The sequence below is a fragment of the Haloarcula japonica DSM 6131 genome (assembly GCF_000336635.1).
Taxonomy (GTDB): Archaea; Halobacteriota; Halobacteria; order Halobacteriales; family Haloarculaceae; genus Haloarcula; species Haloarcula japonica.
In genome coordinates this window covers 242,154-268,303 of record NZ_AOLY01000039.1, presented here as the reverse complement: position 1 = coordinate 268,303, position 26,150 = coordinate 242,154, and the positions used below count along the sequence as shown (strand labels likewise).

The following is a 26,150-nucleotide window of genomic DNA, read 5'->3' as shown; positions in this document are numbered from 1 at the left end:
CGCCCGAACAGCACGCTGACGAACCGCTTTGGGAAGCTTTATGAACTACGTGGATTCACATACGCCTGTTCGGACACGAGCAATTCCAGAGACTACACATCCATGATCGAAACCATCGCACTCCTTGTCAACGCAGTACTGCAGGAAGGTACCGCCAGTGCTCCAGCTATTCCGGCTTCAGCCGGCGCAGCGCTCGCAGTCGGACTCGCCGCGCTCGGTTCGGGGTATGCGGAACGTGGGATCGGGGCCGCCGCCGTCGGCGCAATCGCAGAAGACGAGAGCATGTTCGGCCGCGGACTCATCCTGACAGTCCTGCCGGAAACGCTCGTCATTCTCGCGCTTGTCGTCGTCTTCGTCGTCTAACAACACTCCGTCTTTTCCAATAATGAGCCTTCAAACAGTCGTAGAGGATATCCGCGACGAGGCCCGCGCGCGTGCTCAGGAGATTAGCGACGCGGCCGACGAACGTGCCGAGGAGATTATTGCCGACGCCGAGGCTGACGCCGAGCAGATCCACGAGGAACGCGAGGCCGAGGTCGAGCGGACCATCGAGCAGGAGCGAGAGCAGCGACTCTCCTCCGCGAAGCTCGAGGCCAAACAGGCTCGACTCAATGCCCGGCGTGACATCCTCGAAGACGTTCGTGGCGACGTTGAGGACGCGCTCGCGGCCCTCGAAGGGGACCGACGAGAGGAACTGACACGCGCACTGCTTGACGCCGCCGTCGATGAATTCGACGACAGCGACGAGCTGTCGGTGTACGGCCGTGCGTCAGACCAGTCGCTTCTCGAGGATGTACTCGATGACTACGACGGCGCGACGTACGCCGGTGAGCGGGACTGCCTCGGCGGTGTCGTCGTCGAGAGCGGCGAGTCACGAGTCCGTGTGAACAACACGTTCGATTCCATCCTGGAGGACGTCTGGGAGGACAACCTGAAAGCAATCAGCGACCGCCTGTTCGAAGACCAATGAGTTCGCGAACGGGAACGAGCGGCCAGGGAAGCAACTACGAGTACGTCATCGCACGGGTTCGTGCCCGCAGCGCGTCCCTGTTCGACGATGACGACTACCGGAAGCTGGTCCGCATGGGGACGGGCGAAATCGCCCGCTTCATGGAGGAAACGGAGTACGAGACCGAAATGAACGCGCTCGGCTCCCGGTACGACGGCGTCGACCTCGTCGAGTACGCGCTGAACCGCAACCTCGCGAAACACTTCGACGACCTGCTTCGCTGGTCCGAGGGGGCGCTGTACGACTACATTGCCCGGTACCTGCGGAAGTTCGACGTGTGGAACGTCAAGACCGTCATCCGCGGGCTCTACTCCGACGCCGAACGGACCGAGGTCGAAGACGACCTCATCCGGGCCGGTGAGTTCACTGACCGGCGCGTCGAGGACCTGCTGAACGCCGGTTCTATCGAGGAAGTCGTCGAGCAACTCGACGACACCATCTTCGGCGAATCGCTGGCCGAAGCGTTCGACGTGTACGAGGAAAGCGGCGTTCTCGTGCCGCTGGAGAACGCGCTCGACCGCGCCTTCTACGAAACACTGCTGTCCGGCTTGCCGGACAATCCGGAGATTGACAGCCCGACCGGGCTGTACGTCGAGTTCCTGGAGACGGAAGTCGACTTCCGCAACCTCCGGAACGCACTCCGTCTGGCCCGCAGCGGCGCGGACATCGACCCCTCCGAGTACTTCATCGAGGGCGGCCAGCTGTTCGACGCACAGGAGGTCGCACAGCTGTCGACGAATCTCGATCAGCTGGTCAGCGCTGTTCGCGAGAGTAAGTACGGCGACGACCTCGATCAGGCCCTGTCGGCGCTTGAAGAGGCCGACAACCTCATCGACTTCGAGCGGGCGCTGGACGCGGCGCTACTCGAATACGCCGACCGGCTCTCGAACCGCTATCCGCTGTCGGTCTGTCCCGTGTTGTCCTACGTTCTCAAAAAGGAACGCGAGGTCGACAACATCAGGGCCATCGCCCGCGGTCGCGAGGCCGGCCTCGGCCCCGACGAAATCGAACAGGAGCTGGTGATACTATGAGCCAGGAGATAGCTGTCATCGGAAGCCCGGAGTTCACGACGGGCTTTCGGCTAGCTGGCGTCCGCAAGTTCGCGGACGTGCCTTCCGACGAGAAAGACGAGCAGCTCGACGACGCCGTCGAGGAGATGCTCAACGACGACGACGTCGGTATCGTCGTGATGCACGACGACGACCTGTCGCATCTCTCACGCGGTGTCAGGCAGGACGCGGAGACGAGTGTCGAACCGGTGATGGTCACGCTCGGCGGCGGCACTGGGAGCGGCGGACTGCGTGAACAGATCAAGCGAGCCATCGGTATCGACCTGATGGACGAGGACTAACCATGAGTCAAGCAACAGACACAGACGTCCGCGAGGACGGCATTATCGAAAGCGTCTCGGGACCGGTCGTAACGGCTCGGGACCTCGACGCCCGGATGAACGACGTCGTTTACGTCGGCTCGGAAGGGCTGATGGGCGAGGTCATCGAGATCGAAGGAAACATCACCACGATTCAGGTGTACGAGGAGACCTCCGGTGTCTCCCCCGGCGAACCCGTCGAAGGGACGGGCTCGCCGCTCTCCGTAGACCTCGGGCCGGGTATGCTCGACGCCATCTACGATGGTGTCCAGCGCCCGCTCGACGTGCTCGAAGAGAAGATGGGGTCGGCGTTCCTCGACCGCGGTGTCGACGCGCCGGGAATCGACCTGGAGAAGACCTGGGAGTTCACCCCTGAAGTCGAGGAAGGCGACGCGGTCGAGGCCGGCGACATCGTCGGCACCGTCCCCGAGACACCGAGTATCGACCACAAAGTGATGGTCCCGCCCGACTCCGAGGGTGGCGAGGTCGTCGCCATCGAATCGGGCAACTTCAACGTCGAGGAGACGGTCGTCGAACTGGACAGCGGCGAGGAGATCCAGATGCACCAGGAGTGGCCGGTGCGCCAGCAGCGACCGACCGTCGAGAAGGAAACCCCGACGGAACCGCTCATCTCGGGCCAGCGCGTTCTCGACGGCCTGTTCCCGATTGCGAAAGGCGGGACGGCCGCTATTCCCGGCCCGTTCGGGTCCGGGAAGACGGTCACGCAGCACCAGCTCGCCAAGTGGGCCGACGCGGACATCGTCGTCTACGTCGGCTGTGGCGAGCGTGGCAACGAGATGACCGAGGTCATCGAGGACTTCCCGGAGCTTGAGGACCCGACCACCGGCAACGCGCTGATGGACCGGACCTGCCTCATTGCGAACACGTCGAACATGCCCGTCGCGGCGCGTGAGTCCTGTGTGTACACGGGGATCACCATCGCGGAGTACTTCCGCGACATGGGGTACGACGTCGCGCTGATGGCCGACTCCACCTCCCGGTGGGCCGAGGCCATGCGTGAGATTTCGTCCCGACTCGAAGAGATGCCTGGCGAGGAGGGGTACCCCGCATACCTCTCCGCTCGGCTGAGCGAGTTCTACGAGCGTGCCGGCTACTTCGAGAACATCAACGGCACAGAGGGGTCCGTCTCGGTCATCGGGGCCGTCTCGCCGCCTGGCGGGGACTTCTCGGAGCCAGTCACCCAGAACACGCTGCGTATTGTCAAGACGTTCTGGGCGCTGGACGCGGACCTTGCCGAACGCCGGCACTTCCCCTCTATCAACTGGAACGAGTCGTACTCGCTGTACCGCGACCAGCTCGACCCGTGGTTCGAGGACAACGTCCGCGCCGACTGGCCGGAGACGCGCCAGTGGGCTATCGACACGCTGGACGAGGAAGCGGAACTGCAGGAGATTGTCCAGCTCGTCGGGAAGGACGCGCTGCCGGAAGACCAGCAGCTGACGCTCGAGATCGCCCGCTACCTGCGCGAGGCGTGGCTCCAGCAGAACGCCTTCCACGACGTGGATACGTTCTGTGAGCCCGAGAAGACCTACCGCATCATGGATGCCGCCAAGACGTACAACGATGCGGCCTTCGAGGCACTGGATGCCGGTGTCCCCGTCGAGGAGATCACCGACATCGACGCCGCACCGCGGCTCAACCGTATCGGTGTCCAAGAGGACTGGAACGAGTACATCGACGACCTCGAAGACGAAATCGAGTCTCAACTGCGGGAGCTGTACTAACAATGAAAGAGTATCAGACAATCACGGAGATCAGCGGACCGCTGGTGTTCGTCGAGACCGACGAACCGGTCGGCTACGACGACATCGTCGAAATCGAGCTCAGCGACGGCGAGACCCGCCGTGGCCAGGTGCTCGAATCCGCGAGCGACTACGTCGCCATTCAGGTGTTCGAGGGCACCGAAGGTATCGACCGCGATGCCTCGGTTCGCTTCCTCGGCGAGACGATGAAGATGCCCGTCACCGAGGACCTCCTCGGGCGGGTCATGGACGGGACCGGCCAGCCCATCGACGGTGGCCCCGAGATCGTCCCCGACGAACGCCGCGACATCGTCGGCGAGGCAATCAACCCGTTCTCCCGGGAGTACCCTGAAGAGTTCATCCAGACGGGTGTCTCAGCCATCGACGGCATGAACACGCTCGTCCGAGGCCAGAAGCTGCCGATCTTCTCCGCCTCCGGCCTGCCACACAACGACCTGGCGCTCCAGATCGCGCGACAGGCAACGGTGCCGGAAGAGGAGGAGGAAGGCGACGACGACGAAGGGTCCGAGTTCGCCGTCATCTTCGGTGCGATGGGTATCACGGCCGAAGAGGCAAACGAGTTCATGGACGACTTCGAGCGTACCGGTGCGCTGGAACGCTCCGTTGTCTTCATGAACCTCGCAGACGACCCGGCCGTCGAACGGACGATCACGCCGCGGCTGGCGCTGACGACCGCCGAGTACCTCGCCTTCGAGAAGGATTACCACGTGCTGGTGATCCTGACGGACATGACCAACTACTGTGAGGCGCTGCGCGAGATCGGTGCCGCACGTGAGGAGGTCCCGGGTCGCCGTGGCTACCCCGGATACATGTACACCGACCTGGCACAGCTCTACGAGCGTGCCGGTCGGATCGAGGGCCGCGAGGGCTCCGTGACCCAGCTCCCGATTCTGACGATGCCGGGCGACGACGACACGCACCCGATTCCGGACCTGACCGGCTACATTACCGAGGGTCAGATCTACATCGATCGGGACCTCAACAGCCAGGGCATCCAGCCGCCAATCAACGTCCTGCCGAGCCTGTCACGGCTGATGGACGACGGTATCGGCGAGGGGCTGACCCGCGCCGACCACGCCGATGTGAAAGACCAGATCTTCGCCGCGTACGCGGAAGGTGAAGACCTGCGCGACCTCGTGAACATCGTCGGTCGCGAAGCGCTGTCGGAACTGGACAACAAGTACCTGGACTTCGCCGACCGCTTCGAGGAAGAATTCGTCGATCAGGGCACCGACACGGCCCGCAGTATCGACGAGACGCTCGAACTCGGCTGGGACCTGCTCTCGATGCTCCCGAAAGATGCGCTGAACCGCATCGACGAGGACCTCATCGAGGAGCACTACCGCGAGGACGAGACCGCCGAAGCCGTCGAAGCCGAAGCCTGACAACGGGCCTACATTCTACGGCTGGCCGAAATTTTTACCTCATATTTTGGGTATGCGACTGTTTACTGTTGACTACCTAGGATAAAGTGCACTATGCCAGAACCAGGGAGTGAAGCAATATGGCTGTGGTTAGGTACAGCGGGCATGTTCCTCGGCATGCTATACTTCATCGGGCGCGGCTGGGGTGAAACCGACAGCCGGCGGCAAAAGTTCTACATCGCGACAATACTGATCACGGCAATCGCGTTCGTGAATTACCTCGCGATGGCGCTTGGCTTCGGGTTGACGATCGTCGAGTTCGCCGGCGAGGAGCACCCCATCTACTGGGCGCGATACAGTGACTGGTTGTTCACCACGCCGTTGCTGTTGTACGACCTCGGGTTGCTTGCGGGGGCAGACCGCAACACCATCGCCTCGCTCGTCAGCCTCGACGTGCTGATGATCGGGACCGGACTGGTCGCGACGCTGAGCGCAGGCAGTGGTGTGCTGTCGGCCGGCGCGGAACGGCTGGTCTGGTGGGGTATCAGTACCGCCTTCCTGCTGGTCCTGCTGTACTTCCTGTTCAGTTCGCTGTCCGGTCGGGTCGCAGACCTGCCCAGTGACACGCGTAGCACCTTCAAGACGCTACGGAACCTCGTAACCGTCGTGTGGTTGGTGTACCCGGTGTGGTGGCTCATCGGGACTGAGGGTCTCGGCCTCGTCGGTATCGGGATCGAGACGGCCGGCTTCATGGTCATCGACCTGACCGCCAAGGTCGGCTTCGGTATCATCCTGCTCCGGAGCCACGGCGTGCTCGATGGCGCGGCCGAGACGACTGGTGCCGGCGCGACGGCCACGGCCGACTAACAACCGACTGCTGTTCGACGACCTCGTTTTTTGTTGCCAGCCCGATAGCGGCGGTGCGCGGACCGTAATAACTGGAAACCGTTAACTGCCTACGTCGAAAAAGGACCCGTAATGGCTAAGGACGTCAAACCCACGCGAAAGAATCTGATGCAGATCGAGGACCGCATCGAGCTGTCCGAGCGTGGGCACGACACGCTGGAGAAGAAGCGTGACGGCCTCATCATGGAGTTCATGGACATCTTGGACCAGGCACAGGACGTCCGTGAAGACCTCGACGGTTCCTACGAACGGGCCCAGCGCGCGATCAACATGGCCCGGGCGATGGAGGGCGACGTGGCTGTCCGCGGGGCCGCCGCGGCACTGAAAGAACACCCGGAACTGACGACCCAGTCCAAGAACATCATGGGCGTCGTCGTCCCGCAGATCGAGTCCAGCAAGGTCCGGAAATCACTGGACGAGCGTGGGTACGGTGTCATGGGGACCTCGGCCCGCATCGACGAAGCAGCCGAGGCCTACGAGGAACTGCTCGAAAATATCATCCTCGCCGCCGAAGTCGAGACGGCGATGAAGAAGATGCTCGAAGAGATCGAGACCACGAAGCGCCGTGTCAACGCCCTCGAATTCAAACTCCTGCCCGACCTTTACGACAACCAGGAGTACATCGAGCAGAAACTCGAAGAGCAGGAGCGCGAAGAGATCTTCCGCATGAAGAAGATCAAAGCCAAGAAGGAAGAAGAAGAGGACGCGCTCGCGGCTGAAGAGGAAGCACAAGAAGAGCCCGAAGCAGTCACTGCTGACGACTGAACAGGAAGCCCGTCCTGACCGGTATCGTTTTTGCGCTTTCCCGTTCGTGCTTGAGTATGTCCTGTCCCGACTGCGGTGGTGACTTCGTTTCGTTCCCAGTTCCGTCTGACCTCCAGCAATTTCTCCCCGGAGACGCACCGGGGGCTAGCGTCTGCCGAGCCTGTCTGGCGCTTCACCCGGAGACGGAGCCGCCCGCTGCTGTGCCTGATCTCACGGAACTCGACGGTGCAATTCCCGATGCCGATGGCGCAGCGGTCCCGCTGGTGTTGCTCGTCGGATTGCTCGATTCGCTTGCGATGCACCGTGAAGAGATCACTGCGCTGCTGGAGCGAATCGAGCGCGAGGGCGTTGACCCGCTGTTGGCTCTGGACCGACTCGACGCCAGCTACGGTGAGGCAGCCCACGTTGACCTCGGCCGTCGCCGTCAGCAACTCGAACAGTTGCTTTGAGTCGGCAAATCGCCAGTTTCTCGAGTTACAGCAGACGGCAATGGTCTAGCGTGCTTCGTGGCATCGATCATGACACCGTCTTCACGAAGACGGACCAGCAGTAAGAGAACGGTCGCGTTAGACACCAGTCGAGTAGCGCAGCAGACCAGCGACACCGCCGAACGCGGTCAGTAGCTGTTCACCTTTTTCGAAGTCAGTCGAGATAAACACCGTCTCGGTGCCGCGCTGCTCGGCCAGTTGCATCAGGTGGTCGATGGCGTCTTCGCGCTCGCCGTCCTCGGCGTCGACGGTGGCCCCACAGCGGGAGCACTCATGGTCGTCAGTCCCGGCGCTGCTGTTGATGAGATCATACTCGTCGTGGCCGTTCTCGCAGGTGTAGGCGACCACGTCTTTCCGGAGGTCCTCGGAGATGAGCAGCTGTTCGACCGCGCCCATGTTGAGGTTCTGGCGCGTCTGGTCGAAGCCGTAGGTGGCTTTGTCACCGTTGTGAAGCTGCTTGAAGAAGTCCTCCATGAGCTCCTTGTCCCGGAGCATCTCGTGTTCGGCCAGCACGTCGTCGGCCGCGTCAACGAGGTCGTACAGCCCTGACTCGTCGGTGTAGGCCACGTCGAACTTCCCCAGAACCATGTCCTGTAGCTCGTGGTGGAGGTAGTCGCCGTCGAGGAACTCGTCTTTCGTCGGTGAGGGACCGCCGACGAGGATGCCGTCCAGTTCGTGCCGGTCGGCGACGAACAGGTCGTTGGCCATCCCCGCGACCTCCTGATAGAAGTTGTCGATGGCTTCCAGTCGGAGGCGGGCGAAACGCTGTGCGGACTGGCCACCTTTCCGCTGTTTGCCCGGGACCAGTGAGGAGGCGGACTTGACGGGCTCGACGCGTTTGCCCTTCAGCCAGCCGACGTTGGCCTCGCGCCGATCGAGCACGACGAGGCCGAACAGGCCTTTGTCGGCCAGCATGTGCTCTAGCGGCTCGGTCAGGAACTCCGAGTCACAGTGATAGCGGAACGACTCGATGGGGTCCGGCGGGGATTCGAGGACCTTCGTCACCATGTCGGTCCGGCCGCCGCCGGTGTCGAACGCGCCCGAGAACACGACCAGTCCGTTGTCGGGTGGCCGTACGTCGTAGTACCGGAGCCGGTCCTTGATGGAAGTGAGTGCGTCCTGCACCGCTGTCCGCGTGTCCTTCGATTTGATGTTCGAGGCTTCGGAGTGCTCCTGGGTGACATGGGCGACGACGTCGCTGATCAGCTTGTCCTCGGGGATGTAGATAGAGACGAGTTGGGTTCCCGAGCCCTGGTACCCCTTGAGTTCCTCTATGACCTTCCGGAACTCGTATTTCTGCTTGTCAGATTGTTCCTGTTCCTGCTGCTCGCTCATTACTCTATGTTGGCCGAGGTGGCGTAAGAACCTGTTGACAGGGAGCGAAGGGCGCGCGAGCAGCGAGAGCCCGAGCGGAGCGAGGGGTCTCGAACCGGAACGGCGACCAACGGGAGTCGTGACGGACGGGAGCGAAACGAAGAGTTCCGGCACAACTGCGCGGCGAAGTGGGACGGTCGATATAGCAGACGTGACCGTCTGATGATCTGAGTGGCTGTGTTCCTGACTCATCCGGGGGGTCCGTCACGTAGCGGTTCGACAAATGACAGTCGCATTTATATGACTGCCTGCATTGTACCCAAGCAATCAGACTATGGCGGGGTACGTGTGTACGATTGCGGGCGGCAAGGGCGGCGTCGGAAAGACGACGACCGCGGTCAATCTCGGGGCCGTCCTGCAGGAGATGGACTACGACGTGGCCGTCGTCGACGCCGATCTGGGGATGGCGAATCTCGGTTCGATGCTCTCTGTAGAGCCCGATAAGAGCCTCCATGAGATTCTGGCTGGCGAGGCTGCCGTGAGTGAGGCTTTGACTGATGCGCCAGGAGGGCTCACGGTGATTCCGGGCGAACAGTCGCTTGAGGCGTTCGCGGACGCTGATCCCGCAAAGCTCAGGAAAGTCATCAAGACGCTCCGAAATGCCTACGACGTGGTGTTGATCGACACCGGGGCTGGACTGAGCCACGAAGTCGCCGTGCCCCTCGGGCTGGCCGATGGAATCGTCCTCGTCACGACCCCCGACGACGTTGCGGTGGGTGATACGGTCAAAACGGCCCAGCTAGCGAACCGAATCGACGGGACCGTCCTCGGTTCGATCATCAACCGCGCGACCCGCCACACTGATGTCGCGGCCATCGCCGAGCAGATGGAGTTCCCGCTCCTTGCGGTCATTCCGGACGACCCGCAGGCGACGACCGAGGAACCGCTCGTACTCAACGCCCCCGATAGTACGGCTGCAGACGCCTACCAGCGGTTGACCGAGGCGCTGGAGGGTGTGTTCTTCCGTGGCGAGAGCCCCGAAGCGGATATCGAGACGATACTCGACGATGAGTGGTTCCTTGAAGACACCGACGACCACTCCGATGCCGACGACGAGGACTCCGGCGGCGTGTTTGGCCTCTTTAACTGACATTTCCGCGCCCGCCTGCTGTTCCAGTTGCAGCCCGCTGTTCCGACCGTTTTCACTGCTTCTGGGTTTCCGGAAGCGGCGGCCACAGCGTTGCGACCGTTTCCTGAATCAGTTGGGTCTGTGCCCGGCGCAGTCGTTCTGAGAGTGACGACGCAGAGATGTCCAGTTCTCCGGCCACGGTGTCCAGCGATGTACGTCGTGGAATTTCGAAATACCCCATTTCGTATGCCGTCCGTAGCGCTTCCAGTTGCCTGTCAGTGAGCCCGTTTCCGGGCGACTTCGGCTCCGCATCCCGAGTCAGCCGCTCCAGTCCGAACTCCGCGTTCCGTTGCCAGAACGAGGAAAATTCGGTGAACGCCGCTCTGTCGGCGAACCAGCCCATTTGCTCCCACCCATCCGCGGTCACGGTTATCCGTTCGATTATGGCGTCTGCCGTGGCAAGTGCTTCGAGTCCGTCTAAGTCGTTGATTTGGCCGCCGAGTTGCTCCTCGAAGCTCAGCGCCGGCATCGCCTGATACCGTCGGGTGTCACCGGCCGTACCGATGCACGTCCACTCCTGAACGTCGTAGGCATCAGTGAACGCCCGCTCGATGGTCTGCTTGGACCCGCCCGTCACGGTTACAATAAACAGCGGACGACGCCCATGGTTGTACTGGAGGGAAAGGGTAACTGACGCTTTGGGGACCGTCTCTGCAACCGACACGAGCGGCAACGCATCGCAGTCTATCTGAAATTCTGCAATGAGCCCCATACGGCATCGCTCGTTGCCGATGCTGAAGCGCCTGTCGAAACAGCGCATCGGCATGGTTGCCCGGCCTGCTTTCGACGCCCCCATTTAAACGGCCCAATCACTGAGAGAACGGCTTAGCCCGACGGCGCTCGACCGTATTGTTGTATGCAACCAACACAATCGACAGATGAGATCGACGTCGAGTTCGAGCGCTACGGCGACGGCCAGCCACTCCTGCTCCTGCACGGCGGGATGGCTCCCATTGAGTACTGGGGACCGGTCGTACCGGCGTTCGAGGGATACGGCGCTGTCGTCCCCCAGCGACCGGGGTTCGGGACCTGTCTCGACTCCGCTGCGGAAACGAGTGCCGACGAGGTACTGGACCGCGAGAGCAGGTATGTTCAGGCCCTTGTCGAAGCCGTCGACGGAGACCCGATCCTGTTCGGCCACTCGTACGGTGCACTCACTGCTATCGAAGCCGCGACGACTATGTCAGTCGAAGCGGTCGTCGCATACGAACCGGCAGTACTGCCCGGCGAATACCGGGCTGACGCCGACCTCGCCGACCGAATGGCGTCGCTCATACAGGGCGGAAAACGGGAGGAAGCGGTGAAACGCTACATCGAACAGGTTCTGCACCCCGACGGTATCGAGGACCTCGACGCCTGGCTTGCGGAGTGGCCCGTCTGGCCCGACTGTGTGGCCCTCGCCGAGGAGGTAGTCCGGATGAACCGCTCTGTCGAACAGTACCGACTCCCAGACCGTCTCGACGTTGGCGCACCCACTCTCGTTCTATCCGGCACCGACGGTCCGGATTTCCTCCGGCAGAGTGCCCGAAACGTACACGATGCACTGCCCCGTAGTCGATTCGTCGAGTTCGATGGTGTCAGCCACAGTGGCCCGGCTGAGGCACCTGAACTGATCGCAGCTGAAGTCGACGCGTTCCTCGAAAAATAGCCAGCCAGCCGGACTGATTCTCTGCGTTCGCTTGTCATACTGGATACCCGACGTGGGCCGGACCTACATCGAAGTCGGCGCTTCGACGCCTAGTGCGTCGAGCGCGTTCGCTATGGCCGTCCGGGTCCCGTCGACGAGCGCCAGCCGCGCGGCGCGGGTCTCGGGGTCGGCGTCGAGAACCGGACACTCCCGGTAGAATGCGTTGAACGTCTCGGCGAGGTCGCGGGTGTAGGTGGCGACGGTGTGGGGCGTCAGGTCATCCGCCGCCGCCTCGATGACGGCGGGGAATCGGGCCAGTTCGCGGAGCAGGTCGCGCTCCTCCGGTTCCGACAGCGGGTCGAGGTCGGGCTCGTCGGGGATGTCGGTCTCCACGTCGCCCAGGATGCCACAGCAACGTGCGTGGACGTACTGAACGTAGGGCGCGGACTGGGCCTCGAAGTCCAGCGCGCGGTCCCACTCGAAGGTGATGCCCTTCGTCGGCTGTTTCGAGACGATGTCGTAGCGCACCGCCCCGATACCGACCTGGCGGGCGATTCGGTCGATGTCGTCCTCGTCGAGGTCGCCGCGGGTCCGGTCGTCCAGCCGGGACTCGACCTCTTCGCGCGCGCGGTCGATAGCCTCATCGAGCAGGTCGTCGAGGTCGATACCGGTCCCCTCGCGCGTGCTCATTCCGCCTTCCGGGAGGTTCACCCAGGAGTAAAACACCTGCCGGAGCTGGTCGGTATCGTTGCCGAGCAGTTCTAGGGCTGCCGAGAGCTGGTCGGCCTGCAGCTTGTGGTCCTCGCCCAGGACCGTGACGGCGCGGTCGTAGTTCTCGAACTTCCACTCGTGGTGGGCCAGGTCCCGAGTGGTGTACAGCGACGTGCCGTCCGAGCGCAGGAACACGAGGTTCTTTTCGAAGTCAGGCAGGTCCAGCTGCCAGGCGTCCTCCTCGTAGACGGCGCAGTCGAGTTCCTGCAGCCGGTCGACCAGGTCGTCCGTATCGCCGTTGCGCATGAACCGCGTCTCCTTGACGAATTCGTCGAACTCCGCCGGGAGGCGGCCGAGCGTGGTCTGCATCCCGCCCAACACGGTGTCGACGACCTCGGCGACGCGCTCGTAGGTCTCCTCGTCGCCGTCTTCCAGGCCCTGCAGAATAGATTGGATCTCGGACTCAGCCGCCTCGACTTCGTCGGGGTCTCCGTCTTCGAGGACAGTGTTGCCCTTGCGGTAGTACCGGACCATCTCGTACTCGGGGGACTCCCGTTCGGGCTCGGGCAGGTCGTCCTCGTCGAAGGTCTCGTAGGCCCAGGTGAACACCGCGATCTGCCGGCCCGCGTCGTTGACGTAGTAGTGGCGGTCGACCTCGTAGCCGGCGTAATCGAGTACACGGGCGACGGCGTCGCCGATGATGGGGTTTCGCGCTCGCCCGACGTGGACCGGGCCGGTCGGGTTCGCAGAGGTGTGTTCGACGACGACGCTGGTGTCGCGGTCGGGAAGCCGGCCGAACCCGCTCTCCGTGACCGATTGCAGGGTCTCAGCGAAGTACGCTTCGCTCGGGAGGAAATTGACGTACGGCCCCTGTGTCGTCACGTCGCTGACGTAGGTGAGGTCGTCATGGTCAATCGCCTCGGCGATGTCGCTGGCGACGTTTGGTGGTGCGGTACCGACCTCGCCAGCCAGCCGGAAGGCAACGCTCGACGCCAGCACGGCGTCGACGTCCTCCGGGGGTTCCTCGATACCGAGGTCCTCGGCCGGCAGGTCGAGGGCTGTGAGTGCGTCGGCGAGGGCGTCCTCGACCTCCGCACGGAGCTGCAGGAACATACGCCCGGCTTTCGCGGCGGGGAGTAAATGGCTAACGAAACCCCGTTCTCAGGTCAGCAGCCGCGGGCCGAACACCATCAACAGGAGGCCGCTGATCATCGACACCGTGATCGCGATGGAGACGGCCGTCGTCACCCGTCGCCCGTCAGAGACGGGGAGCCGCGAGACGAACGACTCAGTCGCGGCCCTGAGGATGTGGCCGCCGTCGAGCGGGAACGTCGGAATGAGGTTGAACTGGCCGATGACGAGGTTGATCCAGCCTGTCCAGAACAGGACGTTCGCGAGCAGGAACACCGGCGTCGTTCCGAGCGCCCCGAGCGGTCCCTGGACCGTGTAGAAGTTCGTCGCGATCCCGGTGAAGCCGGCGAAGTTGTAGCCGAAGCCGCCGGCGACGCCGATGAAGGGGAGCAAGAGCGTACTGAAGATCCGCTGGGCGAACGAGAACTCGGAGACAGACGTGGGGGTGTCCGGCGACCCGCCGAGGAATTCGAGGAACGCGGCGGCGGGGTAGGCGTCGATGCCGAAGTCGCTGACCTGGATGCCGCTGATGCCCTGCTGGATGCTGACGCCGATGATCCCGTTGTCCACCTGGTCGCTCTCGGCCATCGTGACCTCGTAGGTTTCACGTTCTCCATCGACGTAGCCGGTGATCGTCACCTGGTCACCGGGTTCACCGCCCTCGAGGGCCTGCATCAGCGCCGCCCCGCTGTGTGTTCGTTCCCCGTTGACTTCGGTGATGATCATGCCCTCGCCGCTCGGGGCCCCATCTCCGGCGAGCGGGCCGTTCTCGGCGACCAGCACGTACGCACCCAGAGGAGTCGTGACAGTCTCTCCAGACTCGGTTTCGAGTGTCGCAACGGGGTGGTCCCGGGCCGCCTGCTCGAACTCGCTGCCGGTCGCCACGGCGGTCCCGTTGACCGAGACAATCGTCTCACCGGTCCCGATCGGCGCGCTCTGAAGGGCCGCCGAGACGACGACGGACCGCTCCACGGTGACGGTTTCGGCGTCTTTACGGGCTACCTCGACGGTCTGTGCATCGCTTTCGGCTAACACCGATTCGAGCTTCTGCTGGTTCTCGACCGACTGGCCGTCGACTGCCGTGATGACGTCGCCCGACTCGATGCCCGCATCGGCAGCAGGGGTTCCGTTGATCGGGCTCCCGACCGGTACACCGTCAACGACAGCAACAGCACCGGCGACTGGTCCAAACAGCAACAGGAGCGTGATGATCGCGAGCGCGAAGTTGTTGGTCACACCGGCCGTGTACATCCGGGTCTGGGAGCCGCGGTCGGTGCGGAGGAGTTCGTCCTCGTCGGGTTCGACAAACGCGCCGATGGGGATAATAGCCAGTAGGGCAAGCCCCATCGACTCGATATCGATGTCTTCGACACGGCAGAACAATCCGTGGCCACCCTCGTGGACGACGAGGCCGAGCAACAATCCGAGCACGATCTCGGGCGCGACCGACAGCGGGAGGAAGTCGTTCACGCCGGGAATCGCCAGCGCGTTCCGGGGTTCGTTCAGCGCGGAGGGCTGTGGGTTGACGAGCGCCTGGTAGGCCCCGAGGGCGACGAGGAGGAAGGAGCCGACCATCACAACGAGTCCGAACCCGACGCCGAGGTTCCCCCAGGCCCGCCAGAACCGCTTGGGACGCGCGAGCCAGTCGAGCACGGCCTTGCCCTTCTGTGTGTGAATTGTCGTAATCGGGCCGCTAAAACGAATATATTCGGGGACAACGCCGCGGGTCCGCAGCGCCATCGCGAGGAGGGTGTAAGCGACAAGGCCCGCGAGGACCCACGTCAGCGTACTCACCATTTACCCGGAACTAGGCGTAGCCAAGCAAGAGGGTTTGGTTTGTGCCACGGCGCTGTGATTTCGTTTCGATACCGCCGTCTGTCGCCTGTTCTGCCCTGCCGCTGGGCGGGATCATGGTCCAGTTTGCGACGACACGGGGTTGTACTATCCTCTCCTTCTATGTTCCATGAGGACGTATGACAGTTCGGTGTGACCAATGCCAGAAACCTGTGGTATCTGCGGTGAGACGGTCCCGTTCGATGCGACAGTCCATACCGTGATTCATATCCACAGCGAGGCCGGCGTGCTCGATGTGTACGTTTGTCGGCCATGCTACGAGGAGCGACTCGGCCCGATGTTCGAGCGGGTCGACACGCAGGAACAGTCGCCCTGAAAATGACCTTCAACAGGGCGATACGGACTGGTAGGACTCGCCTACTCCGACCTATTCGTTCCGGCGGAAGCGTTCCACGACGAACTCCCGGTCCAGTTTCGCGATGAACGTCCCGAGCTGTGGACCTTCGGTATCGTCGAACAGCAGCCGGTAGCCGGCGGAAAAGAACTCACTGATGTCGATGTCGTTTCGCTTCGCCGTCTCGTAGATTTCAGACTGGATCGCCTCGCCGTCGTGGCCCTCGGCGATGAAGTCGGCCAGTTCGTCCAGCGCGGCTGCCGTCGCGTCGTCGAAGGACACGTCGGGCATCTCAGCTCGCTTGAGCTCATAGTTGAACTCGTTGTTCGTCAGGCTGGCCCACTCCTGGGCGCGTTCGACGCGGGCGAGCGCTTGCTCGACGGCCCAATCCGGCGCGTCGTCCGGGATGTGGCCCTCCTTCCGGGCGATCTGCTCCCGCTGTTCCGGGTCGTCGGTCATCCCGAGTACGGCCGCGAAGGTGTAGGGGATACGGACCTGCTCCTCGCTTGGCTCGTCGACGACCATCGGATAGGCTCGCTCGGCGAGTTCCACCTCATCCTCGCTCCCATCCGCGTCACCGAAGTACCGCCGCTCGAAGCGGTCGAACTCGTCGACGAGCTGGTCGACGTTCTCGACGGAGAAATCCCGCTGCTTCCGCGGGTCCTTCACGAAGAAGTACTTGAACACTTCCGGTTCGAGGATGTCGAGCACTTCGTCGACGGTGATGACGTTGCCCGAGGAGGAGGAGAGCGGCTCCCCGTCGAGCGTGAACCATTCGTACACCATCGGGACCGGCGGCTGGATGTCAAGCACGTTCTCGGCGACGTCTTCGCCGGAGGGCCAGGACCCCTCCGCGTGGTCCTTGCCGAACGGCTCGAAGTCGACGCCCAGGATCTCCCACTGGGCGGGCCACTCGAAGCGCCACGGGAGCTTTCCGTCCCGGAGCGTTGCTGTGCCCTCGTGCCCACAGCCCTCGATGGTCTGGTCGCCGGCCTCGACGTCTTCACAGACGTACTCGACTTCGCCGGCGTCGAGATCGACCGCCGTGACGCCCTCGGTGATCTTCCCGCAGTCGGCACACTGGGGGAGGAAGGGCACGTAGTCGTCGTCGACTTTGTTCTGGTATTCCGCGAGCACGTCGCGGGCCCGGTCGGCGCGTTCGAGCACGCGGCGGGTCACGGGTTCGAACTCGCCGTCGGCGTACAGCTCGGTGTTCGAGACGAACTCCACGTCGACGCCGACCAGTTCGGCGCTTTTCCGCAGGAGCGTCGTGAAGTGTGCGCCATAGGAGTCACAGCAGCCGAAGGGGTCCGGGATGTCGGTGTATGGTTTCCCGAGGTTCCGCCCGAGCGCGCCGGCGTCGACCTCGCCGAGACCGACGACGTTCCAGTCGAGGTCGGCGAGCTGGCGGGGAACCGCCCGCAGACGGTCCTTGTCGTCAGCGGTAAACACCTGCCGGACCTCGTGACCGCGGTCACGCAGGGCCTCAGCGACGTAGTAGCCCCGCATAATCTCGTTGAAGTGACCAATGTGGGGGACGCCCGACGGGGAGACGCCGCCCTTGATGACGATTGGTTCGTCGGGGTCCCGTGCCTCGATGGCGTCGGCGACGGAGTCGGCCCAGAACGCCCGGGAACCGCCGCGGCCGACCTCGTAGGGGTCTTCCGCCATCTATGCCTCCGGGAGTATCTCGGACCCTTCGTACTCGCCGTCTTCGACCGCGCGCACGACGCGTTCGGGGTCAGTGCCGTCGAGCACTATCGTCCGGATACCGGACCGCTGGATGATTTTCGCGGCCAGCAGGTCGACCGGCGCGCTGCTGCCGGCGTCCATCTCGATGTCGGCAATCACGTCGACGAGTTCGTCCGCGCCGAGTTCGTCGAACCGCGTCGCGTCGTCGTCCTCGTTCGGGTCGGCGTCGTAGACGCCCGGAACCGATGTCGCGTAGACGAGCAGATCAGCGCCGACGTACTCCGCGAACGCAGCCGCCACGGCATCGGTGGTCTGTGCGGCGACGATGCCCCCGAGAACGGGGATGTCTCCGCGACGGATGGCCTCCCGGCCCTCGTCGTAGCTCTCCGCGGGCGTCGGCGCGGCGCGGTCATCCAGAGCCGCGATGAGTAGCCGGCCGTTCAGCCGCGTGACGGCGATGCCGAGCTGGTCGAGTTCGATCTCGTTCGCGCCGAGGTCGCGGGCAGAGCCGATGTAATCGCGTGCGGTCGGGCCGCCACCGACGACGGTCCCGAGCGTGTGCCCCTGTGCATCGAGCGACTGGATGGCGTCGGCGTAGTCGGCGACCCGGTCCGCGTCGAGATCCGGGGCCAGTACGCTTCCGCCAATGGAGACGACGACTTTCATTAGCCCGCCGTAACCGCGATGCACTCTTAAGGGTTGTCAAGCCCACTGGCTGCCGTCTATATACTCGGTTCCTTCTGGTCCCCACAGCGACCGCTGTCGGCTGCACACGGCTGGAATCTCCGTATGACGTGTGCCGGACGTGCTGACGCACGTCTGACGGATCTGCTGTTCTACCAGTGAATTATGCTGTTTGTTGGGGCTACAGAGGGTGATATCTCTCTTTCACAGACCGTTCAAACCACCACGAGACCAGTACTCATTTATGGCCTTAGAAGGCTTTGTAAAACGTCTAAAAGAATCTGAAACGGTCGTAAAAAATGCGTTTTAGCTCGATTTGTCCTGAAAGTGACCGAAGTGACCTGAAGGTTCCTTCCTTTATATACTCCCGGCGGGGTTACGAAGAAGTGAGGTGACAAAGATGAGCGCTACCGCAACGCCCTCCGGCGAGGAAGAGCCCTCCAAAGAAGAGCGACTGAAGTCGTTCCTCGCAGAGAAGGCAAGTGACGGCGAGATGTATTTCAAGAGCAAGTTCATCGCTGACGAAGTCGGTCTCTCCCCGAAAGAGATCGGTGCCCTGATGGTCAAGCTCAAGGACAGCGCGTCCGAGATCAATGTCGAAAAGTGGTCGTACACGAGCGCGACCACCTGGCGTATTGAGCCGGCGTAGGCGACCGGTCCCCGTGAACAGTTTTCGGACGGAGTATCTGCTACCCATGTGATCGTTCGCGGAGTATTTGTGCCCGCATCGTTTACAGATAGTCGATGAGTGGCTCCGCCGCCGACCCGCCGTCGACTGACCGACTGGCCGGCGTGTTCTCCGTCTCGTCAGTGCGGCGGATGGACGGAACTGTCAAATATATTGGCGACCCGCTAGTGCCACCGGCCGCCGTTGCTGAGCAACTCAGGCCGGTGTTCCGACAGCAGGGCTACGACGTTCGGCTCGAAGAACTCGATCCCGAATCCGGCGATGCAGCAACCACTACGAGCAATGGCGGCACTCCTGTCGTCGGCGATCCGGACGCCGATGATCCAATTACTCCCAATGGTCCGTTGAACGCACGCCAGAACCAGTACGCGTTGATTGCGGAACCCATGGATACGGACTCCGGCGTCCCGTGGCTCAATATCGGGCTCCTGCTTGCGACTATCGCGTCGACGCTGTACGTCGGCGCGACCGCCTGGTACTATATTCCGGTTGCCGAGGACCCCCTTCGGATTTTCGAGGCCTGGCCGTTCGTGGTCGCGATGCTGGGCGTGCTCGGCATCCACGAACTGGGTCACTACGCCGCGGCCCGCTACCACGGCGTCGACGTGACGCTTCCGTATTTTATCCCGTTCCCGTCGTATCTCGGTACGATGGGGGCGGTCATCAACATCCGGGGCCGTATCCCCGACCGGACAGCGCTGTTCGACATCGGCGTCGCCGGTCCGCTGGCCGGCCTCGTCGCGACGACAATCGTCACCGTCATCGGCCTCTCGATAGACCCGATTACGGTTCCAGAACGTGTGGCAAACAGCGACACCGGCGTCATCATCACGTTCAACTATCCGCTCCTGTTTCAGGCGCTTGAGGCTCTGGTTAACGCACTGGGGCTCGGGACCGAGATCGGCCCCGGCGAGTCGGTTCACCCCATCGTGTTCGCTGGCTGGGCCGGGATGTTCTTCACGTTCTTGAACCTGCTCCCGGTTGGCCAACTCGACGGCGGCCACATCGTTCGGTCTATCGTCGGACAGCGTCAGGAGACCGTCGCCGCTGCGGTGCCCGGCGCACTGTTCGCACTCGCCGGGTACCTGTATTTCACCCGCGACCCGCCGCCGGTCGGCTTCGGCGTCTGGGGCCTGTGGGTGTTCTGGGGCCTGTTCGCCACCGGGCTCGCCTACGCCGGTCCAGCCCGCCCAACCGTGGACACGACGCTGGACCGACGGCGGGCGTTGCTTGGCCTGTTTACGTTCCTGCTTGGGCTGGCCTGTTTCACGCCGGTTCCGTTCGAGATCAGCGCGATTTGACCGGTAGCTCGCGTCGCGGACGGAACGCTCTCAGTGAGAGTAGCCCCGGTCTGGAAGCGCCTCGCCGTCGAGCGTCACGCCGTTCCCGGTGGCTGTGCCGATCCGATAGAGCGAGCACGGTACTGCCGCTCTGGCTTCGGGCACGTCGGATTCGGGCAGCGTACACACCAGCTCGAAGTCCTCGCCGAAGAACACACCCAGTTCTCTGCGTTCCTGTGGCGTCTCCGCGAGCGTGTCGACTTGCGCGTCTATCGGCAGTGGCTCCTCGATAGCGAAGCCACAGCCGCTGGCCTCGGCCAACTGGTGCAGCGAGCGGGCCAACCCGTCGCTCGAATCCATCATCGCTGTCGCATGCGGTCGCAGCGCGACGCCCGCACGAACACGAGGCTCGAACTGGAATAGCTCGTTCGCCTGGTTGGTATCGCCCCGGTCGAACAGTTCGAGGGCGGCAGCTGACCGGCCGAGCGTTCCGGTGACACAGACCGCGTCACCGGGCGAAGCGCCCGACCGCCGGACCGGGTCAGGTGTGGAGCCGATTGCTGTCGTCGCGACGGTGAACTCGTCGTGGCTATCCAGATCGCCACCGACGTACTCCGCACCGACCGCGTGACACACGTCCTGTGCACCGTCGACAAACGCTGCGAGTTCCTCCGCATCGAACGACGGCGCGCCGTAGGCAGCTACCGCCGCCGTTGCCTCGCCCCCCATCGCCGCAACGTCCGACAGCGAGGCCGCGACAGCACGCCAGCCGGCCGTGTAGCGGGTCGTCCCCGTCGGGAAGTCCGTCCGCTCGTGGAGCATGTCTGTCGTGATGACTTGCCCGTCCACGACAGCGCAGTCGTCGCCCGCGTCGGGAAGCCGGTCGGCGAGGTCGGCGAGTGCAGCCCGCTCGTCCATACCCCGTCGTCGGTGTCCCGGGGCAAAACCCTCGGGGGTATCGGTCGGCGGGACAGGGTCGGTGGGTTGAAACCGGAGACTGCCAATCCCATCCACATGGATGGGAACCGGATGGCGACGGTCGTCGGGTTCGCGGCGACGCTCGTCGTCCTCGCGGGGCTGGTGTGGCTCGTCGGCATCGACGAGACGCTGGACGCGCTCGCGACGGCGGACTTGTGGGCGCTTCTCGCCGTCGCAGGCATCGCCATACTATGGCTCGTTTCCTGGGGGCTGGCGCTGTGGACGGTCCTGCAGGCTCTCGGTGCACCAGTAGCCCCACACACAGCCGTGCTCGTGTTCGTCGCCGCCGTGTTCTCGAACAACGTTACGCCCTTCGGCCAGGCCGGCGGCGAGCCGCTGAGCGCGCTGTTGATATCGACGGCCGCCGACACCGAGTACGAGACCGGGCTGGCGGCTATCGCCACCGTCGACACAGTCCACTTCCTTCCGTCGGTCGGGTACGCCATCGTCGGCTTCACGTTCGTCGCCGCCGGTGCCGTCCAGTTGACCCGAAACCTGGCGTTTGCCGCCGTCGCCGTGGCGGTGCTCGCGGTCGGTATCCCCATCGCCGCCGTCCTCGGCTGGCGACACCGGTACCGAGTCCAGGCAGCCGTCATCCGCGGCGTGGCACCGACCCTCGCCGCGGTGTCGAAAGTCGTGCCCCGGTGGTCGCCACCGTCCGCGGCCAACCTGGAGTCACGAATCGCGGGGTTCTTCTCGGCCATCGAACGCATCGCGACCGACCGTCGGACAGTCCTCCAGACCTTCGGGCTCTCGGCCTTTGGCTGGGCCTGCCTGTCGGCGTCGCTGTGGACGTCGCTGTACGCCGTTGGAACGCCGGTGTCGGCCGAAGTCGTCCTGCTCGTCGTCCCCGTCGCGAGTATCGCCAGCATCGTGCCGCTTCCCGGCGGATCGGGCGCTATCGAGACGGTACTCGTGACGCTGCTTGTCTCGACGGCACCGATCTCGGCCGCCGTCGCCACGTCGGCAGTGCTGATCCACCGCGTCGGGAGCTACCTGCTGCCGACAGTTATCGGCGGTGGCGTCGCCGCAGCCCTCGGTGTGGACCGGGCCGCCTCGCCTGAAGGGTGACGTCTAGGATTCACAATGGGAGTGAAGACATCGCTGCCCTATGGGCGAGTGAACGGTTCACGCCCGCCGACTGCGAACGACGCGTTTAAATGACGGCGACGGAAAGAAATCTGCAATGGCTACACTCTACGACGTTCCCCCCGAGGAACTCATTGAGGCACTCACGGAGACGCTCGCAGACGAAGACGACATCGAAGCGCCGGACTGGATCGAGTTCACCAAGACCGGTGTCGACCGCGAACTCCCACCTGAGCAGGAGGACTTCTGGACGCGACGCGCTGCCAGCCTCCTCCGGAAGGTCGCCGTCGACGGTCCCGTCGGCGTCAACGCCCTCCGCTCCGAGTACGGGACCTCGAAGCAGGGCACGACCCGCTACCGCGTCCGCCCCCACCACAAGACCAAGGGCTCGGGCAACATCATCCGGACCGCGCTCCAGCAGCTCGAGGACGCCGGCTACATCGAGACCAGCGAGAACGATGGCCGCCGCGTCACCGGCGAGGGCCGCAGCCTTCTCGACGACACTGCGGGCGACCTCCTGACGGAACTCGACCGTCCGGAGCTCGAACGCTACGCGTAACTGACGGCTTTCTCGCTGTTTTTCAGCTGGCTCACAGCCCCCGCTCCGAAATCGTTTTCCGACCGACTCCAGTACTTTGAGACAACTATGAGTGGCGACCCCAGCGAGGAGGAACTCGAAGAACTCCGGAAGAAGAAGATGGAACAGCTCAAGGAACAGCAGGGCGATGACGGCGAGGCACAGGAGGCGGCCAAACAGCAGGCCGACGCCCAGAAGCAGGCGGTTCTCAAGCAGAACCTGACCGACGGGGCGCGAAAGCGGCTCAACACGGTCAAGATGTCGAAACCGCAGGTCGGCGAACAGATCGAACAGCAGGTCGTCGCACTGGCCCAGAGCGGCCGCGTGCAGGGCCAGATCGACGAGGATCAGATGAAGGAACTCCTCTCGGAGCTGACCCCCGACTCCAAGAGCTTCGACATCAAGCGCCGGTAGATGGACTGTGCCTTGTTGTACAGCGGCGGAAAAGACTCGACGCTGGCGGCGCTCTTGCTCGACCCCTTTTACGACGTGACGCTCGTCAGCGGCTCATTCGGCGTCCGTGACACCGAGCCCGCTCGGGAGAGCGCGTCGGCCGTCGGCTTCGATCACGTGACGGTCGACCTTGACCCGGACGTGGCCCACGAGGCTGTCGAGGAGATGCACGACGACGGCTACCCCCGCAACGGCATCCAGCGGGTCCACGAACACGCCGTCGAAACCGTCGCCCGCGGTGACTGGGTCACCGAGACCGACGGCATAGGCTCGCTTGCGGCCGTCGCCGACGGCACCCGCCGCGATGACCGGGTGCCGACCATCGAGCGCCCGCTCGCCCAGAGCGTCGAGGACCGTTTCGACGTGGACTACCTCGCGCCGCTGGCCGGCATCGGCCGCGGCGCTGTCGACGCGATGGCCGCTGACCGGCTCGTCGTCGAGAGTGGCCCCAGTGCCGAGATTCCGAAGGCCGACTACGAGGTCGAACTGCGTGCGATACTGCGGGACCGCTACGGCGAGGAGGCTGTGGCCGATGTGTTCCCCGAGCATACGCAGTCTCGCGTGTGTGGGCTTCAGTAGGCAGGCGACACAGCCGAACCGGATCTGTGGGTGACACGACCGACTAGGTGGGACTTTCTGACTGTTCGATTCTGTTCCGATGGCTGTTGTTCCTCGGTCTCCTTCTGATGCTAGCCGTGAACGAACAGGTTCAAGCGCGCGCTCGCTGTAGGCGCGGGTATGTACGACTCCGTCAAGGGCTTTCGCGATTTCTACCCCGAGGAGATGCAGGCTCGGCGGTGGGCCATGGACACGCTGGAAGACGTCGCACAGCGCTACGGCTTCCGGGAGATCGGCACGCCGGCGCTCGAACCGACCGAGATGTACGTCGACAAGAGCGGTGAGGAGATCGTCGAGGAACTGTACAGCTTCGAGGACAAGGGCGGCCGCGAGGTCGCGCTCACGCCCGAGCTGACGCCGACCGTCGCGCGGATGTTCGTCGCCAAGCAGCAGGAGCTCTCGAAACCCATCAAGTGGGTCTCGACGCGGCCGTTCTGGCGCTACGAGGAGCCCCAACAGGGCCGGTTCCGGGAGTTCTACCAGACCAACGTCGACATCTTCGGGTCGGCGGAGCCGACGGCCGACGCCGAGATCCTGGCCGTCGCCGTGGACATGCTCACCGACCTCGGGCTGACGGGTGAGGACTTCGAAATCCGTGTCTCCCACCGTGACATCCTCGCGGGCGTGCTGGAGTCCTTCGGGGCGGACGTGGACGTGCCCGAGGCGATTCGTGCGGTCGACAAGCGGGCGAAAGTCGACCACGACGACTACCTCGACGCGCTCGTCGAGGCGGGGCTCAACTACGGGCAGGCCGACACGTTCGACGAGATGCTGCAGATCGATGCCGAGGAAATCGAAACGCTCGCGGACCTTACCGGCTCCGAGGACGTCCGCGCGGCGACCGACAACCTCCGGGCGGTACTCGACGCTGCCGAGGACTTCGGCGTCCGCGAGCACCTCACCGTCTCGCTGACGACTGCGCGCGGGCTGGATTACTACACCGGCGTCGTCTTCGAGTGCTTCGACTCGACGGGCGAGGTGTCACGCTCGGTGTTCGGCGGCGGTCGCTACGACGATCTCATCGAGGGGTTCGGCGGTCAGCCGACGCCGGCCGTTGGGTTCGCGCCCGGCCACGCCACGCTCCAACTCCTCTGCCAGCGCGCCGGCGTCTGGCCTGCCGAGGAGCTGTCGACTGACTACTACGTCCTGCAGGTCGGCGACACGCGCCCGACCGCGGCCCGCATCGCCCGCGACCTGCGCGAGCGGGGTCACATTGTCGAGAGCGACGTTGCTGACCGGTCCTTCGGGGCACAGATGGGGTACGCCGACGGTATCAATGCCGAGACGGTCGTCATTGTGGGCGAGCAGGATCTCGAAAACGACGAGGTGACGCTCAAAGAAATGGATGACGGCGAGCAGATCAGCGTCCCGCTCTCCGAGTTCCCCGGCGACCACGACCGGCCGACGTTCGAGGACTTCGCGGAGTAGCGTCAACCGAGTCGGTTGGCGGTGTTCATTTTATTAGGCACCACCGGTTTTACCCACCACCATTGCACGGGAAGTATGGATTGTCTTCCGTCTACAAACGACACGTTCTGCCCTGAAAGTAACGGTGAAGCCAGCTACGATGACTTAGTTGCCTACCAATCACGTCTAACTATGGTAAGAGCAGACCTGCGAACTCAACAGGGTTTAATTTTATCACCGGACAGTCTCTCCGTCCGAGTTTTATTCAGGAAGTAGCGTGCATGAGTCGCCGTATCAGTGACCGCCCTGCCTTTTGATGTGGAATATGGGCGCTTGACTTTGAGTATAACTCCCTGCTCTGTTTGGTCTAAGACTGTTGTACTGGGTCCACCGGCGAATGAATTTATATCCCAGTTATCGAGACAACTGGCATTTTGGAGACGGGACTTCACGTGATTTGTCTCTGCGTTTAATGCACGGTCCTTTGCTTTAGATAGATTGAATTGTCTCTCAGGAGTCGAAATTTCCTCAGTGGACATCTCCGATGTCGTCGATGCCTGACCACCAGAGGGCACAGTACAGCCCGCAAGGGCTACACTACAAACAATCACAACAAGGACCACCTCTGTGTGACGCATATTCAATTATTCTCAAAGACTGATACGTACCTTTTGGATGCTTTCTTTTGTCTAATCAGCAGACTCAATCTGGTTTGTATTACGGCAGTAATGGAGACTGAAAAGAGCCAGAAAACCCTGGCTGTCATCGGACGCAAAGCGTCCGATTGCCGCGAAGCTCTTCTCTCGCTCTGGCTAAACTCGGGGGACTCGCTGCGGTCT

General features: G+C 63.3%; 26 protein-coding genes. 19 read left to right on the top strand and 7 right to left on the bottom strand.

The genetic code is table 11. The features are described 5' to 3' along the window. Positions 1-102 precede the first annotated feature (102 nt). The 9 genes from C444_RS15725 to C444_RS15685 all read left to right on the top strand — a co-directional run bounded on the left by C444_RS15725 (position 103) and on the right by C444_RS15685 (position 7,646). Complete coding sequence (locus C444_RS15725) at positions 103-363, top strand: F0F1 ATP synthase subunit C (protein ID WP_004518385.1); 261 nt, start codon at positions 103-105, stop codon at positions 361-363. A 22-nt stretch (positions 364-385) separates the two neighbouring features. Beyond that, positions 386-970, top strand: coding sequence for a V-type ATP synthase subunit E (locus C444_RS15720; protein WP_004593994.1), 585 nt, complete (start codon positions 386-388; stop codon positions 968-970). Continuing rightward, positions 967-2,040, top strand: coding sequence for a V-type ATP synthase subunit C (locus C444_RS15715; protein WP_004593992.1), 1,074 nt, complete (start codon positions 967-969; stop codon positions 2,038-2,040). The genes C444_RS15720 and C444_RS15715 overlap by 4 nt, the downstream gene beginning before the upstream one ends. Further along, positions 2,037-2,360 (top strand): V-type ATP synthase subunit F, encoded by a 324-nt coding sequence (locus tag C444_RS15710; RefSeq protein ID WP_004593990.1) that lies wholly within the window; start codon positions 2,037-2,039, stop codon positions 2,358-2,360. The genes C444_RS15715 and C444_RS15710 overlap by 4 nt, the downstream gene beginning before the upstream one ends. A gap of 2 nt (positions 2,361-2,362) precedes the next feature. After that, positions 2,363-4,123: an ATP synthase subunit A gene (locus C444_RS15705; RefSeq protein WP_004593988.1), complete on the top strand. Its 1,761-nt coding sequence runs from the start codon at positions 2,363-2,365 to the stop codon at positions 4,121-4,123. Positions 4,124-4,125: 2 nt separating this feature from the next. Further along, positions 4,126-5,547, top strand: coding sequence for an ATP synthase subunit B (locus C444_RS15700; protein WP_004593986.1), 1,422 nt, complete (start codon positions 4,126-4,128; stop codon positions 5,545-5,547). A gap of 93 nt (positions 5,548-5,640) precedes the next feature. After that, positions 5,641-6,393, top strand: coding sequence for a cruxrhodopsin Cop3 (gene cop3, locus C444_RS15695; protein ID WP_080509720.1), 753 nt, complete (start codon positions 5,641-5,643; stop codon positions 6,391-6,393). 111 nt (positions 6,394-6,504) lie between these two features. After that, positions 6,505-7,197, top strand: coding sequence for a V-type ATP synthase subunit D (locus tag C444_RS15690; protein WP_004593983.1), 693 nt, complete (start codon positions 6,505-6,507; stop codon positions 7,195-7,197). A 56-nt stretch (positions 7,198-7,253) separates the two neighbouring features. Beyond that, entirely contained in the window at positions 7,254-7,646 is a 393-nt protein-coding gene (locus tag C444_RS15685; RefSeq protein ID WP_004593982.1) for a DUF6276 family protein, read from the top strand. A 117-nt stretch (positions 7,647-7,763) separates the two neighbouring features. Here C444_RS15685 and prf1 read toward each other — a convergent pair whose 3' ends face one another. Beyond that, positions 7,764-9,020, bottom strand: coding sequence for a peptide chain release factor aRF-1 (gene prf1 / locus C444_RS15680; protein WP_004593981.1), 1,257 nt, complete (start codon positions 9,018-9,020; stop codon positions 7,764-7,766). A 313-nt stretch (positions 9,021-9,333) separates the two neighbouring features. On the opposite strand from prf1, the gene C444_RS15675 reads away from it, so the two are divergent. Next, the gene (locus C444_RS15675; RefSeq protein ID WP_004593980.1) at positions 9,334-10,149 is read left to right on the top strand and encodes a MinD/ParA family ATP-binding protein; all 816 of its coding nucleotides are present in this window, start codon (positions 9,334-9,336) and stop codon (positions 10,147-10,149) included. Positions 10,150-10,201: 52 nt separating this feature from the next. Here the strand turns inward: C444_RS15675 and C444_RS15670 are convergent, their stop codons facing one another. Continuing rightward, positions 10,202-10,900, bottom strand: a complete 699-nt coding sequence (locus tag C444_RS15670) for a helix-turn-helix domain-containing protein (RefSeq protein WP_004593979.1) — start codon at positions 10,898-10,900, stop codon at positions 10,202-10,204. 144 nt (positions 10,901-11,044) lie between these two features. Here C444_RS15670 and C444_RS15665 point away from each other — a divergent pair, with 144 nt between their 5' ends. Then, positions 11,045-11,836, top strand: a complete 792-nt coding sequence (locus C444_RS15665; RefSeq protein WP_004593978.1) for an alpha/beta fold hydrolase — start codon at positions 11,045-11,047, stop codon at positions 11,834-11,836. Between the two features lie 63 nt (positions 11,837-11,899). On the opposite strand, the gene argS is transcribed toward C444_RS15665, so the two are convergent. Together argS and C444_RS15655 are read right to left on the bottom strand one after the other, a co-directional pair. Next, positions 11,900-13,639 (bottom strand): arginine--tRNA ligase, encoded by a 1,740-nt coding sequence (argS, locus tag C444_RS15660; RefSeq protein WP_004593977.1) that lies wholly within the window; start codon positions 13,637-13,639, stop codon positions 11,900-11,902. A 48-nt stretch (positions 13,640-13,687) separates the two neighbouring features. Continuing rightward, a complete protein-coding gene (locus C444_RS15655; protein ID WP_004593976.1) occupies positions 13,688-15,454 on the bottom strand; it encodes a site-2 protease family protein in 1,767 nt (588 codons plus the stop codon). A 196-nt stretch (positions 15,455-15,650) separates the two neighbouring features. Here C444_RS15655 and C444_RS22425 point away from each other — a divergent pair, with 196 nt between their 5' ends. Further along, positions 15,651-15,827 (top strand): hypothetical protein, encoded by a 177-nt coding sequence (locus tag C444_RS22425; RefSeq protein ID WP_004593975.1) that lies wholly within the window; start codon positions 15,651-15,653, stop codon positions 15,825-15,827. A 51-nt stretch (positions 15,828-15,878) separates the two neighbouring features. On the opposite strand, the gene lysS is transcribed toward C444_RS22425, so the two are convergent. After that, complete coding sequence (gene lysS, locus C444_RS15650; protein WP_004593974.1) at positions 15,879-17,516, bottom strand: lysine--tRNA ligase; 1,638 nt, start codon at positions 17,514-17,516, stop codon at positions 15,879-15,881. Then, the gene (gene pyrH, locus C444_RS15645) at positions 17,517-18,203 is read right to left on the bottom strand and encodes a UMP kinase (protein ID WP_004593973.1); all 687 of its coding nucleotides are present in this window, start codon (positions 18,201-18,203) and stop codon (positions 17,517-17,519) included. 418 nt (positions 18,204-18,621) lie between these two features. Between pyrH and C444_RS15640 the strand changes: the two genes are divergently transcribed. Both C444_RS15640 and C444_RS15635 read left to right on the top strand, forming a co-directional pair. Then, positions 18,622-18,870, top strand: a complete 249-nt coding sequence (locus C444_RS15640; RefSeq protein WP_004518404.1) for a DUF7123 family protein — start codon at positions 18,622-18,624, stop codon at positions 18,868-18,870. A gap of 95 nt (positions 18,871-18,965) precedes the next feature. Next, the gene (locus C444_RS15635) at positions 18,966-20,210 is read left to right on the top strand and encodes a site-2 protease family protein (RefSeq protein WP_004593972.1); all 1,245 of its coding nucleotides are present in this window, start codon (positions 18,966-18,968) and stop codon (positions 20,208-20,210) included. A gap of 30 nt (positions 20,211-20,240) precedes the next feature. Here the strand turns inward: C444_RS15635 and thiL are convergent, their stop codons facing one another. Further along, positions 20,241-21,107 carry a thiamine-phosphate kinase gene (thiL, locus tag C444_RS15630; protein WP_004593971.1) on the bottom strand — a complete coding sequence of 289 codons (867 nt, stop codon included), beginning with the start codon at positions 21,105-21,107 and terminating at the stop codon, positions 20,241-20,243. A 96-nt stretch (positions 21,108-21,203) separates the two neighbouring features. On the opposite strand from thiL, the gene C444_RS15625 reads away from it, so the two are divergent. From C444_RS15625 to hisS, 5 genes are all read left to right on the top strand, one after another. Beyond that, positions 21,204-22,238, top strand: coding sequence for a lysylphosphatidylglycerol synthase transmembrane domain-containing protein (locus tag C444_RS15625; RefSeq protein WP_004593970.1), 1,035 nt, complete (start codon positions 21,204-21,206; stop codon positions 22,236-22,238). A gap of 115 nt (positions 22,239-22,353) precedes the next feature. Next, complete coding sequence (locus C444_RS15620) at positions 22,354-22,815, top strand: 30S ribosomal protein S19e (protein WP_004593969.1); 462 nt, start codon at positions 22,354-22,356, stop codon at positions 22,813-22,815. Positions 22,816-22,902: 87 nt separating this feature from the next. After that, the gene (locus C444_RS15615; protein WP_004593968.1) at positions 22,903-23,247 is read left to right on the top strand and encodes a DNA-binding protein; all 345 of its coding nucleotides are present in this window, start codon (positions 22,903-22,905) and stop codon (positions 23,245-23,247) included. Continuing rightward, the gene (locus C444_RS15610) at positions 23,248-23,865 is read left to right on the top strand and encodes a DUF7411 family protein (protein WP_004593967.1); all 618 of its coding nucleotides are present in this window, start codon (positions 23,248-23,250) and stop codon (positions 23,863-23,865) included. Positions 23,866-24,024: 159 nt separating this feature from the next. Next, positions 24,025-25,332, top strand: coding sequence for a histidine--tRNA ligase (gene hisS, locus C444_RS15605; RefSeq protein WP_004593966.1), 1,308 nt, complete (start codon positions 24,025-24,027; stop codon positions 25,330-25,332). Positions 25,333-26,150: the final 818 nt, after the last annotated feature.